This window comes from Pseudomonas sp. BN515, assembly GCF_029873155.1.
Taxonomy (GTDB): Bacteria; Pseudomonadota; Gammaproteobacteria; order Pseudomonadales; family Pseudomonadaceae; genus Metapseudomonas.
The window spans coordinates 18,107-34,449 of sequence record NZ_SSOH01000072.1; the positions used below are offsets into that span (position 1 = coordinate 18,107).

At 60.5% G+C, this 16,343-nt stretch carries 17 protein-coding genes, 2 tRNA genes and 1 pseudogene; 7 read left to right on the top strand and 13 right to left on the bottom strand.

Features of this window, described 5'->3' with window-relative positions:
• The first annotated feature begins 20 nt into the window (after positions 1–20).
• Together asnB and E8E91_RS18095 are read left to right on the top strand one after the other, a co-directional pair.
• Complete coding sequence (gene asnB, locus E8E91_RS18090; RefSeq protein ID WP_280377513.1) at positions 21–1,874, top strand: asparagine synthase (glutamine-hydrolyzing); 1,854 nt, start codon at positions 21–23, stop codon at positions 1,872–1,874.
• 88 nt (positions 1,875–1,962) lie between these two features.
• Positions 1,963–3,162, top strand: coding sequence for an MFS transporter (locus tag E8E91_RS18095; protein WP_280377515.1), 1,200 nt, complete (start codon positions 1,963–1,965; stop codon positions 3,160–3,162).
• Between the two features lie 217 nt (positions 3,163–3,379).
• On the opposite strand, the gene E8E91_RS18100 is transcribed toward E8E91_RS18095, so the two are convergent.
• The 13 genes and pseudogenes from E8E91_RS18100 to E8E91_RS18160 form a co-directional block, all read right to left on the bottom strand.
• Positions 3,380–3,456, bottom strand: a tRNA-Pro gene (locus E8E91_RS18100).
• Between the two features lie 87 nt (positions 3,457–3,543).
• On the bottom strand, positions 3,544–3,900 hold the full coding sequence (locus tag E8E91_RS18105) for a MerR family transcriptional regulator (RefSeq protein WP_016493505.1): 357 nt from the start codon (positions 3,898–3,900) through the stop codon (positions 3,544–3,546).
• On the bottom strand, positions 3,881–4,183 hold the full coding sequence (ihfA, locus tag E8E91_RS18110; protein ID WP_044874623.1) for an integration host factor subunit alpha: 303 nt from the start codon (positions 4,181–4,183) through the stop codon (positions 3,881–3,883). Before ihfA ends, E8E91_RS18105 begins: the two co-directional genes overlap by 20 nt.
• A 3-nt stretch (positions 4,184–4,186) precedes the next feature.
• Positions 4,187–6,565: a phenylalanine--tRNA ligase subunit beta gene (gene pheT, locus E8E91_RS18115; protein WP_280377517.1), complete on the bottom strand. Its 2,379-nt coding sequence runs from the start codon at positions 6,563–6,565 to the stop codon at positions 4,187–4,189.
• Between the two features lie 37 nt (positions 6,566–6,602).
• On the bottom strand, positions 6,603–7,619 hold the full coding sequence (gene pheS / locus E8E91_RS18120) for a phenylalanine--tRNA ligase subunit alpha (RefSeq protein WP_077526030.1): 1,017 nt from the start codon (positions 7,617–7,619) through the stop codon (positions 6,603–6,605).
• 93 nt (positions 7,620–7,712) lie between these two features.
• Positions 7,713–8,069, bottom strand: coding sequence for a 50S ribosomal protein L20 (gene rplT / locus E8E91_RS18125; RefSeq protein WP_044874620.1), 357 nt, complete (start codon positions 8,067–8,069; stop codon positions 7,713–7,715).
• 28 nt (positions 8,070–8,097) lie between these two features.
• Complete coding sequence (gene rpmI, locus E8E91_RS18130; RefSeq protein WP_016493509.1) at positions 8,098–8,292, bottom strand: 50S ribosomal protein L35; 195 nt, start codon at positions 8,290–8,292, stop codon at positions 8,098–8,100.
• A 61-nt stretch (positions 8,293–8,353) separates the two neighbouring features.
• Positions 8,354–8,905: a translation initiation factor IF-3 gene (gene infC / locus E8E91_RS18135; protein WP_271412243.1), complete on the bottom strand. Its 552-nt coding sequence runs from the start codon at positions 8,903–8,905 to the stop codon at positions 8,354–8,356.
• Complete coding sequence (gene thrS, locus E8E91_RS18140; RefSeq protein WP_280377520.1) at positions 8,905–10,827, bottom strand: threonine--tRNA ligase; 1,923 nt, start codon at positions 10,825–10,827, stop codon at positions 8,905–8,907. Before thrS ends, infC begins: the two co-directional genes overlap by 1 nt.
• A 227-nt stretch (positions 10,828–11,054) precedes the next feature.
• Positions 11,055–11,118, bottom strand: a tRNA-OTHER gene (locus E8E91_RS18145).
• Between the two features lie 156 nt (positions 11,119–11,274).
• Positions 11,275–12,249, bottom strand: coding sequence for a 5'/3'-nucleotidase SurE (locus tag E8E91_RS18150; RefSeq protein ID WP_280377522.1), 975 nt, complete (start codon positions 12,247–12,249; stop codon positions 11,275–11,277).
• Between the two features lie 700 nt (positions 12,250–12,949).
• Positions 12,950–13,465 carry a DUF2514 family protein gene (locus tag E8E91_RS18155; protein ID WP_280377524.1) on the bottom strand — a complete coding sequence of 172 codons (516 nt, stop codon included), beginning with the start codon at positions 13,463–13,465 and terminating at the stop codon, positions 12,950–12,952.
• Positions 13,462–13,689, bottom strand: a pseudogene (locus E8E91_RS18160) (glycoside hydrolase family protein); the annotation flags it as partial. The pseudogene E8E91_RS18160 and the gene E8E91_RS18155, both read right to left, overlap by 4 nt.
• Positions 13,690–13,714: 25 nt before the next feature.
• Here E8E91_RS18160 and yecR point away from each other — a divergent pair.
• The 5 genes from yecR (at position 13,715) to E8E91_RS18185 (ending at position 16,200) form a co-directional block, all read left to right on the top strand.
• Positions 13,715–14,254, top strand: coding sequence for a YecR family lipoprotein (yecR, locus tag E8E91_RS18165; RefSeq protein ID WP_280377525.1), 540 nt, complete (start codon positions 13,715–13,717; stop codon positions 14,252–14,254).
• 409 nt (positions 14,255–14,663) lie between these two features.
• Entirely contained in the window at positions 14,664–15,017 is a 354-nt protein-coding gene (locus E8E91_RS18170; protein WP_280377527.1) for a hypothetical protein, read from the top strand.
• Between the two features lie 198 nt (positions 15,018–15,215).
• A complete protein-coding gene (locus tag E8E91_RS18175; protein WP_280377529.1) occupies positions 15,216–15,452 on the top strand; it encodes a hypothetical protein in 237 nt (78 codons plus the stop codon).
• A 151-nt stretch (positions 15,453–15,603) separates the two neighbouring features.
• Positions 15,604–15,882: a type II toxin-antitoxin system RelE/ParE family toxin gene (locus tag E8E91_RS18180; RefSeq protein ID WP_280377530.1), complete on the top strand. Its 279-nt coding sequence runs from the start codon at positions 15,604–15,606 to the stop codon at positions 15,880–15,882.
• Between the two features lie 12 nt (positions 15,883–15,894).
• Complete coding sequence (locus tag E8E91_RS18185) at positions 15,895–16,200, top strand: HigA family addiction module antitoxin (protein ID WP_280377533.1); 306 nt, start codon at positions 15,895–15,897, stop codon at positions 16,198–16,200.
• Positions 16,201–16,343 lie beyond the last annotated feature (143 nt).

Below are 16,343 nucleotides of genomic sequence, written 5' to 3' on the forward strand. Positions count from 1 at the left end.
CATTCACAAGGAGAGAGACTATGTGTGGAATCGCTGGATGGCTGTCCTACAGCCAGAACATGGACGCGCAACGCGGCACCCTGCAGCGCATGACCGACACCATGGCCCTGCGTGGACCGGATGCCGGCGGACTATGGATCGACGGGCCGGTCGGGCTGGGCCATCGCCGGCTGTCGATCATCGACCTGGAAGGTGGTCGCCAGCCGATGACGGCCATGCACGGAGGCCCGCGTGAAGTCGCCGCCATCACCTACAGCGGCGAGGTCTACAACTTCCGCGAGCTGCGTACCGAGCTGCAACGGCGCGGGCACCACTTCGAATCCCGCAGCGATACCGAGGTGGTGCTGCGTGCCTATGTGGAATGGGGCGAGACATTCGTCGAGCGCCTCAACGGCATGTACGCCTTTGCCATCTGGGATCTGCGCTCCCAGGAGTTGCTGCTGATCCGCGACCGTATAGGCGTCAAGCCGCTGTACTACTACCCCACCGCGGACGGCGTGATCTTCGGCTCGGAACCCAAGGCCCTGCTGGCCAACCCACTGGTGCCGCGCAGGGTGCGTGCCAACGGTTTGCGCGAGATCCTGGAGATGGTGAAGACACCCGGCCATGCGGTGTTCGACGGCATGCGCGAGGTAATGCCGGGCGAGATCGTGCGCATCAACCGCCAGGGCGTGAGTCGCCGCCGCTACTGGAAGCTCGAGGCGCGCGAGCATACCCACTCGCTGGATGAAACCATCCGCCATACCCGCGACCTGCTGGAGGACATCGTCGACCACCAGATCGTCGCCGACGTGCCGCTGTGCAGCCTGCTCTCAGGTGGTCTCGACTCCTCAATCATCACCGCGCTGGCCTCGAAGAAGCTCCTGGCCGCCGGCAAGGAGAACATCCACTCCTTCTCCGTCGACTTCGTCGACCACGGCAGCGGCTTCACCGGCGATGCCGTGCGCGGCACGCCGGATGCGCCCTTCGTGCGCGACCTGGTGGAGAAGATCCGCTCCAGCCATCAGGAGATCGTCCTCGACAGCCGCGAGCTGGTTGATCCGGCGTTGCGCGCGCAGATCGTCCGCGCCCTCGATCTGCCGCCAGCCTTTTGGGGCGACATGTGGCCATCGCTCTATCGCCTGTTCCAGGAAGTGCGCAAGCACTCGACGGTGGCCCTGTCCGGCGAGAGTGCGGACGAGGTATTCGGTGGCTACCGCTGGTTCCACGACCCGGAGGCGATCCAGGCTGATACTTTCCCGTGGCTGACCTCGGTCACCGGCAAGTACTTCGACGGCAAGCCCCTGTTCGACCCGGGCCTGCTGGCTCAACTGGATATGCAGGGATTCCTGCGCGACAGCTACGCCCAGGCCATCGCCGAGGCGCCGGTACTACCAGGCGAGAGCGCGATGGACCGCCGCATGCGGCAGATGAGCTACGTCAACCTGACCCGCTTCGTACAGACCCTGCTCGATCGCAAGGACCGCATGAGCATGGCCGTCGGCCTCGAGGTGCGGGTGCCGTTCTGCGACCACCGTCTGGTCGAGTACGCATTCAACATCCCCTGGGCGATGAAGGCGTTCGACGGGCGGGAGAAAAGCATTTTGCGCGCGGCGACCCGCGACCTGCTGCCGGAGTCGATCAGTGAGCGGGTCAAGAGCCCCTACCCCTCGACCCAGGATCCGGCCTACGAGCAGGCACTGCGTGACGCGCTGGCCGCCATCCAGGCGGATCGCAATGCGCCGGTCACCCCGCTGCTCGACAACGGCCGGGTCCAGCAGACCCTGGCCAAGCCGCTCGGCACCGTTTCGCCCATGTACGAACGCATGGGCATGGAGCTGGCGGTCGGCCTCAACACCTGGCTGAGCGAATACGACGTCAGCCTCGAACTCTAGTCCCCAACCAGACGTGGCCCCGTCTCGGGGCCGCATCCCTCAGTTCTTCCACCAACCTGCCTCCAATGGAGCGCAAACGAGTCTGAGCATGCACACACCTAACCAATCCCCCATCTACCTCATAGCGCTAGGGGCATTTGCCCTCGGGATGGCCTCCTACGTCACCGCCGGCCTGATCCCGATGATCGAAGCCTCGTTCGCGGTGTCCGTGGCGGTGGCTGCCCAACTGGTGACCGCCTTCACCCTTGCATACGGCCTGGGCTCGCCTATCTTCGTGGCCCTGACCCCGGCGCATCGCCAACGCACCGGACTGCTGCTGGCCCTGAGCCTCTTCGTCATCGCCAACGCCGCCAGTGCGCTGGCCGAGAACTTCACCACACTGATGGTCTGGCGCGCCGTTGCTGGTATCGGCGCAGGCGTCTACCTGGCCATGGGCATCGGAGCCTCGGCCGCGGTGTCCACGCCGGAGCGTCGCGGCAAGGCCATCGCCATCATCATGGGCGGCATGGCTAGCGGCGTGGTGCTGGGCGTGCCGCTCAGCCTGCTGATTGCCGAGCAGATGGGCTGGCAGGCCGCCCTGTGGCTGGTCACCCTGCTCGGCCTCGTGGCTTTCTTCGGTTTGCTGCTGAAGCTCCCGGCCCTGCCAGCCGCCACCGCCAGTACCCTGGGCCAGAAGCTGGCGATCCTCGGCGATGGTCATGTACTGGTCATCCTGCTGGTGTCCCTGCTGGCAGCCATCGCCAGCCTCGGTATGTACACCTTCATCGCCCCGCTGCTGGCTGACCCGGCCTATGGCGCGGTGCGCTCGGTCACACCATACCTCTGGGTCTGGGGAATCGGCGGCGTACTGGGTAGCTTCCTGGTCGGTCCCCTGGTGGATCGCATCAAAGGACCGGTCCTGACCTTCACCATCATGCTGATCCTTGCCGTATCGCTGTTCGTGTTGCCACTGTCGGCCGCGCTCGGAACCTGGCTGGTGATGCTGTCCATCGCTGTCTGGGGAGCCGTTGGCTGGGCCCTGCAGGTACCGCAGAACAATGAACTCATCTTGGCGCGCCAGACCCAGGGCGACGGCAACCTAGCCATTGCACTGAACGAGTCGGCGCTCTACCTGGGCAGCGCTATCGGCGCTGCAGCGGGCGGCTCCGTTCTGCTGTTGCAGATGCCCACCTGGACCCTGGCCGCCTGCGCGGGCGGCGTGGCCGTCCTGGGCGCTCTGCTGCAGATCGTCAACCTGCGGCGCCAACCGAACTGGACCTGCGACACGCAGGCCGAGCCCTACAACTGATGTACTCAAGTGAAGAAGGGCGGCGGAGCTACACCTCGCGCGCGCGTACACAGGTCTACGCATCACACAATCGCCACCTCTCGCCAGTGCCAATCGAGAGGCTCTCCGTACGGTTAAACCATTCAAAGTGGAGGGGCTGGCGGGGCATTTTCTTCGGTGGGGCAAATGCAGAAACGAAAAAGGCCGGTTCATTTCTGAACCGGCCTTTCTCTGAAAATGGTCGGGACGGAGTGATTCGAACACTCGACCCCTTGCACCCCATGCAAGTGCGCTACCAGGCTGCGCTACGCCCCGACGTTTTGTAGCTCGCTCCGGATCACCGGAAGCGGAGCGAACTATATCTTAAGCTTTTGAATTGTGGAAGGTTTTTTTCAAAAAAATTCACTTCCGCAACACATGGAGGACATCTTCGAGCTCGGCGATCATCTGGCGGATGAGCTGCTTGTACTGCGTGGTGTCTTCCTTGGCTTCGTCCCCGGAGAGGCGCTGGCGCGCCCCGCCGATGGTAAAGCCCTGATCGTATAGCAGCGCCCGGATCTGCCGAATCATCAGCACATCCTGACGCTGGTAGTAGCGACGATTGCCGCGCCGCTTTACTGGGTTGAGCTGGGGAAATTCCTGCTCCCAGTAACGCAGCACGTGGGGCTTGACTGCGCAGAGTTCACTAACTTCGCCAATAGTGAAGTAACGCTTGCCTGGAATGGGCGGTAACTCGTCGTTATGACTCGGTTCCAGCATAAGCTTCAACCCTGGCTTTGAGTTTCTGCCCTGGACGGAAAGTGACCACACGGCGTGCCGTGATCGGGATTTCCTCTCCTGTCTTCGGGTTTCGGCCAGGCCGCTGACGCTTGTCGCGCAGATCGAAGTTGCCGAATCCCGACAACTTCACCTGTTCGTTGTGCTCCAGCGCCTGACGGATTTCCTCGAAGAACAGCTCCACCAGTTCCTTGGCTTCCCGTTTATTCAGGCCAAGCTCTTCATAAAGACGTTCAGCCATCTCAGCTTTCGTCAGAGCCCCCATACGCTACTTCCTTAACGTGGCATTGAACCTGTCTTCTAGCGAGGTGACGATGTTTTGCGTCGTGGTGTTCACCTCATCGTCAGTAAGAGTGCGCGATGGATGCTGCCAGGTCAAGCCGACGGCAAGGCTTTTTCTAAGCGGATCAATGCCTTTACCGTGATACACGTCAAATAGCCTGAGGTCCGTCATCCACTCGCCAGCGGCTTCGCGGATGGTGGCCAGCACGGACTCTGCGGGAACCTCGCGATCCACCAGCAGGGCCAGGTCACGGCGCACTTCAGGGTAGCGCGACAGCTCGCTGAAGCTCGGCAGCCTGCCTTGCATCACTTCGGCCAGTACCAGCTCGAACAGGTAGACCGGCTGATCCAGGTCCAGGGTCTTGGCCAGTTCCGGGTGCAGTGCACCGAGGAAGCCAACCAGGCGCCCTTCCCTTTCGATGCGGGCAGTCTGGCCCGGGTGCAGGGCCGGATGCTCGCCCGGCACGAAGCTGAAGGCACCCAGGTCGCCAGCGGCACCGAGAACGGCTTCGACATCAGCCTTGGCGTCGTAGAAGTCGACGGCGTCGCGACCGTGTGCCCAGCCTTCCGGCAGACGGGAACCGCAGAGCACGCCCGCCAGCATTGGCTCCTGCTTCAGACCTTCAAGCTGGCCAACGAAGCGCAGGCCGCTTTCGAACAGGCGAACGCGAGACTGCTGACGGTTCAGGTTGTGCTGCAGCGCACTTACCAGGCCCGGCCACAGCGAAGAACGCATGGCAGCCATGTCGGCGGAGATGGGGTTGGCCAGCATCAGCGGCTTCACGCCCGGAGTGAACAGTTCGAACAGCTTCGGATCGATGAAGCTGTAGGTGATGGCTTCGTGGAAACCACGGGCCACCAGCAGGCGACGCAGGGCCGGCAGTTCAACCGCACCTTCAGCGCGTGCACGCGGCGCCAAGCGGGCTTGCGGATAGCGAACCGGCAGACGGTTGTAGCCGTAGAGGCGGCCCAGCTCTTCGATCAGGTCCACTTCCAGACTGATGTCGAAGCGGTGGCTCGGCACTTCTACGCGCCACTGGCCAGCACCTTCGGCAGTGACCTTCAGGTCCAGCGCAGTGAGCAGGCGCTCGACTTCGGCGGCGTCCATTTCCATGCCCAGCATCTGGGCGATGCGATCGGCGCGCAGGGTAATCGGCGCGACGTTCGGCAGGTGGCCCTGACTGGCAGCTTCGATGATCGGGCCGGCTTCGCCGCCGACGATTTCCAGCAGCAGGCCAGTCGCACGCTCCATGGCTTCGCGAGCCAGCTGGAAGTCAACGCCACGCTCGAAGCGGTGGGACGAATCGGTGTGCAGACCGTAGGAGCGAGCCTTGCCGGCGACTGCGATGGTGTCGAAGAAGGCCGCTTCCAGGAACAGGTCGCGAGTCTTGCCGCTGACGCCGCTGTGCTCGCCACCCATCACGCCGGCGATGGCCAGGGCGCGATTGTGGTCGGCGATCACCAGGGTGTCGGCGCGCAGCGATACTTCCTGGCCGTCCAGCAGGACGAGCTTCTCGCCCTCCTCCGCCATGCGCACGCGAATGCCACCGTTGATTTCGGCGAGGTCGAAGGCGTGCATCGGCTGGCCGAGTTCGAGCATCACGTAGTTGGTGATGTCGACGGCGGCATCGATGGAGCGCACTTCGGAGCGACGCAGACGCTCGACCATCCACAGCGGGGTCGGGCGGGACAGGTCGACGTTACGGATCACACGGCCGAGGTAGCGCGCGCAGGCAGCCGGAGCGCTCACTTCAACCGGGCGTACTTCGTCATGAGCCGGCGCAACGGCGGCGACTTGCGGACGGGAAACCGGTGCGGCGTAGAGCGCACCCACTTCGCGGGCCAGGCCGGACATGCTCAGGCAGTCACCGCGGTTGGGGGTCAGGCCCAGCTCGATGATCACGTCATCCAGGCCGAGGTAGGCACGGATGTCCTGGCCAACCGGGGCGTCAGCCGCCAGTTCCATCAGGCCGTCATTTTCATCGCTGATCTGCAGTTCGGAAGCCGAGCACAGCATGCCGTTGGACTCGACGCCGCGCAGCTTGGCCTTCTTGATCTTGAAGTCGCCCGGCAGTTCGGCACCGATCATGGCGAAGGGGATCTTCAGGCCGGGGCGCACGTTGGGCGCGCCGCACACGACCTGCAGGGTCTCGCTGCCATTGCTCACCTGGCAGACGCGCAGCTTGTCGGCGTCCGGGTGTTGTTCGGTGCTCAGCACCTCGCCCACGACCACACCACTGAAGGCGCCCGCTACCGGAGTAACGCTGTCGACTTCGAGACCAGCCATGGACAGACGAGCCACCAGCTCGTCACGGGATACCTGCGGGCTTACCCAGCTCCGCAGCCATTGTTCACTGAATTTCATCCTGCTCTCCTAAGGGATTCGTTTCGGACACTACGACCTAGCGGAATTGCGCGAGGAAGCGCAGGTCGTTGTCGAAGAACAGGCGCAAGTCGTTGACGCCATAGCGCAGCATGGCCAAGCGCTCAACGCCCATGCCGAAGGCGAAGCCCTGGTATTTCTCCGGATCGATGCCGGACATGCGCAGCACGTTCGGGTGAACCATGCCGCAACCCATCACTTCCAGCCAGCCGGTCTGCTTGCACACGCGGCAGCCCTTGCCGGAGCACATCACGCACTGCATGTCGACTTCGGCCGACGGCTCGGTGAAGGGGAAGAAGGAGGGGCGGAAACGTACGCCAAGGTCCTTCTCGAAGAACACGCGCAGGAACTCTTCGATGGTGCCTTTGAGGTCGGCGAAGCTGATGCCTTCGTCTACCAGCAGGCCTTCGACCTGGTGGAACATCGGCGAGTGGGTGATATCCGAGTCGCAGCGGTATACGCGGCCGGGGCAGACAATGCGGATGGGCGGCTGCTGGGACTCCATGGTGCGCACCTGTACCGGGGAGGTGTGGGTACGCAGCAGCATGTTCGCGTTGAAGTAGAAGGTGTCGTGCATTGCCCGGGCCGGGTGGTGGCCGGGAATATTGAGCGCTTCGAAGTTGTGGTAGTCGTCTTCGACTTCGGGGCCTTCGGCGATGCCGTAGCCAATCCGAGTGAAGAACTGTTCGACGCGCTCGAGAGTGCGGGTTACCGGATGCAGGCCACCGGAGGCCTGGCCGCGGCCCGGCAGGGTCACGTCGATACGCTCGGCCGCGAGCTTGGCGGTCAGGGCAGCCTGCTCAAGCGACTCTTTGCGGGTATTCAAGGCATCCTGAACGCGCTCCTTGGCGGCGTTGATCAGGGCGCCGACCTTGGGACGCTCTTCAGCCGGCAGATCGCCCAGGGTCTTCATCACCTGGGTCAGTTCGCCTTTCTTGCCAAGGTAGTGAACGCGAATCTGCTCCAGGGCATTCACGTCTTCGGTTTGTTGCACGGCCTCAAGCGCTTGCGAGACCAGCGCATCCAGATTTTCCATTTACTGACTCCAGATACGAAATAGGGGAAGAGCGCAAGGCCCTTCCCCTATCGGTGACGTTCAGCACCGGGCGAACCCGGGATTGTCGGGGACTTAAGCCAGAACGGCCTTAGCTTTCTCGACAATCGCAGCAAACGCCGCTTTTTCGTTCACTGCCAGGTCGGCCAGAACCTTACGGTCGATCTCGATGGCCGCTTTTTTCAGGCCAGCGATCAGACGGCTGTAGGACAGACCGTTCTGACGAGCACCAGCGTTGATACGAGCGATCCACAGAGCGCGGAACTGACGCTTGCGCTGACGACGGTCACGGTAGGCGTATTGGCCAGCCTTGATCACCGCCTGCTTGGCAACGCGGAACACGCGGCTGCGTGCGCCGTAGTAGCCTTTGGCGAGTTTCAGAATTTTTTTGTGACGAGCACGAGCGATGACGCCACGCTTAACACGAGCCATGAGTAATTTCCTCTAGAATCTTGACCGATTAACGAACGCGCAGCATGCGCTCTACTTTACGCACGTCAGACGGGTGCACCAGGGTGCAGCCGCGCAGCTGACGCTTACGCTTGGTAGTCATCTTGGTCAGGATGTGGCTCTTGAAAGCGTGCTTGTGCTTGAAGCCGGAAGCGGTCTTTTTGAAACGCTTCGCAGCACCGCTCTTGGTTTTCATTTTTGGCATGTTCGGATACTCCGCATTCAATCAATAAACATAACCGCAAGGCCTGCCAGTGCCCTGGGGGTTACTTTCGCTTTTTGGGAGCGATGACCATCATCAGCTGGCGTCCTTCCAGCTTAGGATGCTGTTCTACGGTGCCGATTTCGGCGAGGTCGGCTTCGACCCGCTTCAACAGCTCCATACCCAGCTCCTGGTGGGCCATCTCACGGCCGCGGAATCGCAGGGATACCTTGGCCTTGTCCCCTTCATTAAGGAAACGTACCAGGTTGCGTAGTTTTACCTGGTAATCCCCTTCTTCCGTCCCTGGACGAAACTTGATTTCTTTAATCTGCTGCTGGTGCTGGTTCTTCTTCGCCGCAGCGGCCTGCTTCTTCTTCTCGAAGAGGTGCTTGCCGTAATCCATGATCCGGCAAACAGGCGGCACGGCATCGGCAGAGATCTCTACCAGATCCAGCTTCGCTTCTTCAGCAGCGCGAAGCGCTTCATCAATCGAGACGACGCCAATCTGCTGGCCGTCAGCACCAATCAACCGCACCTCGCGAGCCGTAATGTTCTCGTTGATCGGGGCTTTCGGTTGAGTCCGCTTGTCCTGTCTCATTTCACGCTTAATAGTGATTACTCCAATTCTTGGCGACCACGCCGGGAAACCGTTTGTGCGAGCAATTCAGAGAAGCTTTCGATGGGCATGGAACCCAGGTCGACACCCTCACGGGTACGCACAGCAACGGATCGAGTCTCAACCTCCCGGTCTCCAATAACCAAGAGATAGGGAACCTTGAGCAAAGTATGCTCGCGGATTTTAAAGCCGATTTTTTCGTTTCTCAAGTCGGACTTGGCACGGAAACCGCTTTCGTTGAGAGCCTTTTCCACTTCAACGGCAAAATCGGCCTGCTTGTCGGTGATATTCATGATCACCGCCTGGGTCGGCGCGAGCCAGGCCGGGAACGAACCAGCGTAGTGCTCGATCAGCATGCCGATGAAGCGCTCGAAGGAACCGAGGATCGCGCGATGCAGCATCACCGGGCGCTTACGGTTGTTATCTTCGGCGATATAGCTCGCATCCAGGCGCTCCGGCAGGTTCGGATCATACTGCAGGGTGCCGCACTGCCAGTTACGGCCGAGGCAGTCTTTCAGGGTGAACTCGATCTTCGGACCGTAGAAAGCACCCTCGCCCGGCTGGTATTCCCAGGTCAGACCGGACTCGTTCAGCGCATCGGCCAGGGCACCTTCAGCGCGATCCCACAGCTCGTCGGAACCTACACGCTTGGCCGGACGAGTGGACAGCTTCATGGAAATGTCAGCGAAGCCGAAGTCCTTGTAGACCTGCAGGGTCAGCTTGATGAAATCGGCCGCCTCCTTCTTCACCTGATCTTCGGTGCAGAAGATATGGGCGTCGTCCTGGGTGAAGCCGCGCACACGCATGATGCCGTGCAGCGCGCCAGACGGCTCGTTACGGTGGCAGGCACCGAACTCGGCCAGGCGCAGCGGCAGGTCGCGGTAGGACTTCAGGCCCTGATTGAAGATCTGCACGTGGCACGGGCAGTTCATCGGCTTGACCGCGTAATCGCGACTTTCCGACGAAGTGGTGAACATGTTTTCGGCGTAGTTGGACCAGTGCCCCGAACGCTCCCAGAGGATGCGGTCAACCACCTGCGGGGTACGCACTTCCACATAGCCGTGGTCGCGCTGCACCTTGCGCATGTACTGCTCCAGCACCTGATAGACAGTCCAGCCAGCCGGATGCCAGAACACCATGCCCGGCGCCTCTTCCTGCAGGTGGAACAGGTCCAGCTGCTTGCCGATGCGGCGGTGGTCGCGCTTTTCAGCTTCTTCGATGCGCTGGATGTAGGCAGCCAGCTGCTTCTTGTCGGCCCAGGCGGTGCCATAGATACGCTGCAGCTGCTCGTTTTTCGAGTCGCCACGCCAGTAAGCACCGGAAATCTTGGTCAGCTTGAAGGCTTTCAGGAAGCGAGTGTTCGGCACGTGCGGACCACGGCACATGTCCACGTACTCTTCATGGAAGTACAGGCCCATGGCGGTTTCGTCCGGCATGTCTTCGATCAGGCGCAGCTTGTATTCCTCGCCGCGAGCCTTGAACAGCTCGATGACCTCGGCACGCGGAGTCATCTTCTTGATGACGTCGTAGTCCTTTTCGATCAGCTCGGCCATGCGCTTCTCGATCGCCGCCATATCTTCAGGAGTGAAGGGGCGCTCGAAGGCGATGTCGTAATAGAAGCCTTCGTCGATCACCGGACCGATCACCATCCGAGCAGTCGGATAGAGCTGCTTGACGGCGTGGCCAACCAGGTGCGCGCAGGAGTGGCGGATGATTTCCAGACCCTCCTCGTCCTTCGGCGTGATGATTTGCAGGGTCGCGTCGGTTTCAATCAGATCGCAGGCATCCACCTGCTTGCCGTTGACCTTGCCGGCCAGGGTTGCCTTGGCCAGGCCCGCACCGATGGACTGGGCCACCTCGAGCACGGAAACGGGATTGTCGAAAGTACGCTGACTGCCGTCAGGAAGAGTGATGATGGGCATGGCGCCTCCTCTCCTAGTGGTGACCTCTACCAAAGGCCACATGGGTTGGGATGAGCCAGTACGCGATTCGGTGGTATGCCTGCCATACGGTGGCAGGAGCCTTGCAGCCAACCATGGCCGAACCAGAGTCACTGGAGGTAATGAAGAGCGGGATGCTTGCAGAAACCTGGAGCCCCGACAAGCGCCCAATAAAAAAGGGTCACCTGAGTGACCCTTTTTATCGAATTTGGTAGGCACAATTGGATTCGAACCAACGCCCCCACCATGTCAAGGTGACGACTGGATGCGCCTAACCTCTTGATGCCAAAGAGAAAAGGGTAATTCTGAGGCACCAGGAAAGCGCGTACTCTACCATAAAAGAATCAATAACTTAGCGTTGGATTTTCATACAGTAGTCGGCGCTCGCAGCAAAACTAAATCTTGTGTCAGTACTCATGAGAACACCCACTAGCGTTTCCCCAACGCTTTCCTGAGGTACTGGTTGAGCTGCTGCCACGACGCTTGCGGGACCTCGTAGCCGACCTGCATGGGCGTAAGGGTGATCTTCCCGTTGAGGCTGTGTAGCGTTTCGCTCAAGGGGTCGGTGGCGCCCGAGGCGTCGTTCGCAGTGTTTATCGAGAAGCTGACTCCGGGTAAATGAACATCGCCGAGACCGTAGCCGGCGGCCACCGGATCGGCGCCGAGATCAGGAACGAAGTGGAGCGGGTACTTTTCGAAGTTGCCGAAACGGGTGACTACCCAGGGCAGCTGCGCGCTTTCGCCGTAGTTGAAGTCAGGGATGTTGACGTTCAGCCCGTAGCCCGCAGGTAACAGGCCATCGCCACGCGAGCGGCTTTCCAGTTGGCTGACAAGCTGCACCGTCAGCCCCGCCACTTCGCTCGCCAGCGCTGCATCGTTGGCGGTGCGCGAATCGGCGCTTACCGCGATAGCCGATATTGCCCGGCTCAGCGCGACCTGGGCATTGGATACGGTGCCGGAGCCGATCACCGAAGGGCCGAGGTTCTGCCCTTCGTTCGGCCCGGAGAGGACTAGGTCGGGCGCTCTACCCCATCGAGCCGGCGCCAGCACATCCAGGCCGTACATCAGCGCCATTACCGGTGTGCCGTCAACGTAGTAGCTATCAGCCAGTCCTGCGATCGCCCCCACCCCCGGAGCTCCGACCGTTGCGGCATTGCCGACGCAGGTCTTGGCCAGCGGCTTGATCGGTTGCAAAAAGGTCAGCGAGGCGCCTTTACCGCTTTGGTTCTGACAAGGAACGCTGAGTATCACGTCGTGCCCCGCCGCTTGCAGCGATGCGCGCAATGCCTTGACGTTGGCGCTTAGGCCATCGTCGTTCGACAACAGGATATTCATTGCCTGCGCAGAGAATGGAAGCAGCGACGCCCCCACGATAAACAATGACGCCAAGCGATTGATTTGCACTTTTTATTCTCCTGGTCACCTCGGATGGGGGCGGTCAGAGCTGCCCGGCAGCCACTGTTTCAGAGTCCAGCCACCAGAAAATCGTCCGATGGGACTAGGCAAATCCTGAAGAAGACTTCTTGAATTTGGTGAAATACGCCGCCACCGCCGCGCGGGTTTCGGTGTAATGGACCCGGGGGGCTTTGCTGCATCTGCAACACTCCTCCTGGCTTCCCAGAATCTTGTACGTTGCTTCCACCGGTTGAATCCACAGCCGAAAGCGGACCCAATCCACACACCCATGATGCAGCAGTAGCGGTGCAATGCCGTTCCAGCGCCTGCCGTGCCTCGCCTCAAGATCGAATCTGTCTAAAACGAAATGACGAGATAGCGGCCCGGAGAGCCAGTAATTCCGGGATGGCGGCCGGTAGTTTTAGACAGCACTTCCGCCCGTTTTGGGCAATCCCCTCCCCTGAACCTCAGTTGAACAGGATCCTTTAGCCAGGCGGCCAACTTCGCCAAGCCAACGGTCATTCGAAGTAGCCAAGGGCCACCTACGGTTACGCATAGATCATTCCTAGCAAACGATGCGAGGTGGTTATGGCTTGGCAACAATGCTTCGTGTGCTTTGGTCACCGCACCATTCTCCGCAATGGCGAATCGGTGACGTGCCCTCATTGCCGTGGTGTGGGGCAAGTGCTCAAACCCCCTCCGAAGCCAGTCAAGGGGGGACGTTCCTGACGGACTCATAAACCCTCTCGCACGCCCCTCCCGCTACTCCCCTTCGATCTGCTTCCGCAGCATAGAGTCGAGCAGCCTCTCCAATCCGGCCGAGCAGGTCGGTTCGCATTCGGGCTTCGTCTTCGGCTGCCTGGCTGATCTGGGTAGTGAGGGAATTGCCGCAGGCGCGGCTCCTTCGCTCGGCTTCGTAGTAGCGCCGCTGCAACCGCTGCAGAGCATCGCCAGACCGAGCAGCATCAGCCCGAGCCACTTCCAATTCCCCGTCTGCTTCATACCCCACCTCATCCATCGCCTTCTGACGGCGCTGCTCTTCAGTTCTGGCCTGGGCATCGGCGCGCTGATCGCGCTCCGACACTTCCAGGCGGTAATCGGCCAGTTCGCCACGGGCACCAGCGGCATCAGCCTGGGCACTGTTGACGCGCAACTGCTGGCCGCCAGCCACCAGGAGCAGCGCGAGCAACCAGACCCAGACGGGCACCACCTTCATCCAGGTCATGCCAACCTCCCGCCAGCAGCTAGGTAATGGGCCAGCAGGTCGTCCAGCTTGTGTTCGTTCTGCCCGTAGCCGGCGCCGGGGAGGCTTGCCCAGATTTTCCGACACTTGGCGATTGCCTCCGGGTTACGCCCCGCCTCGATGTCATCCAGGGTCCGGCGCTCTCGGATTTGCCAAAGCGCCACGCGGTCCTGGTTATCGGGCGTGAACTCGTCCACTCGACAAGCGGCCAATAGCCAGTAGAAGCCGCCAATGGATATGATGGCCACCTCGCATCACGACAAGGAGGTCGCCGTGCGCGCCACCCCTCTCGCTCTGCTCTCCCTCGCTGCAGTCCTGACGATAAGCGGCTGCACCACCAAGAAAGATTTCTATGCCATGGGTGGCAGCCGCGCAGATGGCACAGTCGATCTGGCATACGACTTCGCCCCATTCGAGCAACCCGTCGTAAACGTTAGCCAGGCCCAGAGCATCGCCAAGTCGAAGTGCCAAGTATGGGGCTATCAGGAAGCCGAAGCGTTCGGAGGCCAACAGCAGAACTGCCACCAGTTCAACGGCTATGGCTCCTGTGTCGCCGGTCAGATCGTGGTGAAGTACCAGTGTATCGGCACAGCAGATCGTCCAGTTGCATCCAGCTCATTCGCGCCAGCCACACCCCAGGCCACTGCCACTCCATCCGGGGCTCTCTCACGCGACCAATGGAAGCAGAAGCAGCTCGAAAAGCTCGACCAAGAAACTGGCCTGAGCTACGAGGAGTACCAGCGGCGGTACAAGGCGATCACAGGGCAATGATTCCGCGCGCTTTTGCCACCTTTCTCGTTTGCGCACTGCTAACTGGTTGCGCATCCAGCACGACCATGTGCACCTGGCTGCCCTGCTACCCGGCTGATGCCAAGAAGAGCTCGATGGACGAGCGAGAGGCCATCCCAATTGATTGCTCAGGGCCGGGCTTCACTTTGGAAGAGTGCTATGCGCGGGCAGACGCTGTATGCGGACGCACGGGTTATGACATCGTTGATAGCTTCAGTTCTGGCGGAACGATAACGTCGTCAGCCGAACTTCACAGCGGCCCAAACAGCCGCGCCATCATTGTCGCGTGCAAGCCAGAGCAATAATCGCGGAAAGTACCAGCGGCGGTATCGGGAAATTACCGGGCAACAAGCGTCAGGACAGACCTAAAGGAAGCAGTTAAGGAAGATCCATGAAGACCATCACTGTACGGACCAAAGAAGAGCTTGAGTCAGCGAAGGAAAGAAATTACGAGCAGATCATCGTCGAGGGGAGCCTTGCCGATAACCTGAAGAAGGCCAAGAAGATCGCTGTCGCAGGCCCTGTAACCATTGGGTTACTGACCGCAGCGCTTGCGGCCATTCCCTTGACTGGCGGCCTTTCAGTTGCTGTAGCGGCCCCCATAGCTACCCTGACTGGCCTTGAAATTGCTGCAATCATTTTCGCCGCTACCATGGGGGTGGGTCTGATCATCGCGCTGTTCAAAGGGTATGAAGAGATCTCGTACGAGACCGGCAAAATGGTTCTGAAGAAGAAGCAGCAATGAGCGGCTTTCGTCCAGGGCCGCCCTACTTCTTCATCTGCAAAAAATGCGAGCACCGCTTCAGCAGGTCGGTGAAGCTCGGGATCTTCTGCCCGAAGTGCAAATCCTTGCGAGTCGAGCCGGACAGGCTGATTTGCAAATGAATCGGCTTGTCTCGCTAGGGCGGATAGGGAATTCGCGGTATCGGGAGATTGTGGGGCAATGAGCCGCACGAATAGCAGGTGGACCAGGCTCGCCATGGCGAGCCTCGGTTCGCTACTCGATGCACTACTCGAACTGTTCATCAGGCTTCTCGACCTGAACACAGCAGCCAGCCTCACCGATGCGCCAGACTGGCTCAAGCGGCGGCGCAAACTGATCAAAATCGCGTTGATCGTGCTAGGCATCCCAGCTGCTCCGCTGTTGGTGCTGATTTTCTGGAAGCTGTTCGGAGGCTGAACCCGCAGGGAGCGGCTCCGGACTGACGTGGTTTGTGGCGGTATCGGGAGATTGTGGGGCAGTGAATCCATCTGGCCATCAAATTGCCCGCGCGTCGCCTAATGCTGACCTATAGTGGTTTCCATCCCCCTGCCGATATAGATTGGAATCCATGATCAGAAGCTTCCGGTGCCCTGACACAGAGCACCTCTTCGTACACGGAACCACGAAGAAATGGGCGTCAATCAAGGACGTAGCCGTTAGGAAGCTTACGATGCTAGATGCTGCGACCGATATTCGAGACCTCAATTCCCCGCCAGGTAACAATCTGGAGGCACTAAAGGGGAACAGGCAGGGTCAACACAGCATCCGCATCAACGAGAAGTACCGAATTTGTTTTGTGTGGTCGACCACAGGGCCAGAGCACGTTGAGATTGTCGACTATCACTGAGGAGGGTTGGTCATGCTAGCCAACGGTATGCGCGCCGTTCATCCTGGGGAAATTCTCAGGGAAGAATTCATGCATCCACTGGATCTGACCGAAGCCGAGCTGTCCAAGAAGCTGCACGTATCGGCCGCAACTATCAAGGAAGTGGTCACCGAGAAGAAAGGCTTAAGCGCAGAGCTTGCGCTTCGCTTGGCGCGCTTCTTTGACACATCCCCAGAGTTCTGGATGAACTTGCAGTGCGGTTACGCCCTGAAGAAGGCCGAAAAAGACCATGGCCCTGATATCCAGAAGAATGTGGAACCCTTGAAAGTAGAAGCCTAGCCAGAAACAAACGAAGCCCCGCCATCGAGCGGGGCTTTTCGTTTCTGCCCTTTCCTACCTCCGCGCCGGAACCGTCTGATAGCGCCACCTCGGCGACCTGCCCTACTCTGCCCTTGAGGAAAGCCCCTAGGTAGTACGCAGCC

What these genes read in the sequence shown, in the direction of transcription:
- E8E91_RS18155 (WP_280377524.1), bottom strand. Translation starts at nt 13,465, where the DNA reads ATGACCTGGATGAAGGTGGTGCCCGTCTGGGTCTGGTTGCTCGCGCTG.
- E8E91_RS18175 (WP_280377529.1), top strand. Translation starts at nt 15,216, where the DNA reads ATGAGCCGCACGAATAGCAGGTGGACCAGGCTCGCCATGGCGAGCCTC.
- pheS (WP_077526030.1), bottom strand. Translation starts at nt 7,619, where the DNA reads ATGGAAAATCTGGATGCGCTGGTCTCGCAAGCGCTTGAGGCCGTGCAA.
- E8E91_RS18180 (WP_280377530.1), top strand. Translation starts at nt 15,604, where the DNA reads ATGATCAGAAGCTTCCGGTGCCCTGACACAGAGCACCTCTTCGTACAC.
- yecR (WP_280377525.1), top strand. Translation starts at nt 13,715, where the DNA reads ATGGATATGATGGCCACCTCGCATCACGACAAGGAGGTCGCCGTGCGC.
- thrS (WP_280377520.1), bottom strand. Translation starts at nt 10,827, where the DNA reads ATGCCCATCATCACTCTTCCTGACGGCAGTCAGCGTACTTTCGACAAT.
- asnB (WP_280377513.1), top strand. Translation starts at nt 21, where the DNA reads ATGTGTGGAATCGCTGGATGGCTGTCCTACAGCCAGAACATGGACGCG.
- E8E91_RS18105 (WP_016493505.1), bottom strand. Translation starts at nt 3,900, where the DNA reads ATGCTGGAACCGAGTCATAACGACGAGTTACCGCCCATTCCAGGCAAG.
- ihfA (WP_044874623.1), bottom strand. Translation starts at nt 4,183, where the DNA reads ATGGGGGCTCTGACGAAAGCTGAGATGGCTGAACGTCTTTATGAAGAG.
- E8E91_RS18170 (WP_280377527.1), top strand. Translation starts at nt 14,664, where the DNA reads ATGAAGACCATCACTGTACGGACCAAAGAAGAGCTTGAGTCAGCGAAG.
- rplT (WP_044874620.1), bottom strand. Translation starts at nt 8,069, where the DNA reads ATGGCTCGTGTTAAGCGTGGCGTCATCGCTCGTGCTCGTCACAAAAAA.
- rpmI (WP_016493509.1), bottom strand. Translation starts at nt 8,292, where the DNA reads ATGCCAAAAATGAAAACCAAGAGCGGTGCTGCGAAGCGTTTCAAAAAG.
- E8E91_RS18095 (WP_280377515.1), top strand. Translation starts at nt 1,963, where the DNA reads ATGCACACACCTAACCAATCCCCCATCTACCTCATAGCGCTAGGGGCA.
- E8E91_RS18185 (WP_280377533.1), top strand. Translation starts at nt 15,895, where the DNA reads ATGCTAGCCAACGGTATGCGCGCCGTTCATCCTGGGGAAATTCTCAGG.
- pheT (WP_280377517.1), bottom strand. Translation starts at nt 6,565, where the DNA reads ATGAAATTCAGTGAACAATGGCTGCGGAGCTGGGTAAGCCCGCAGGTA.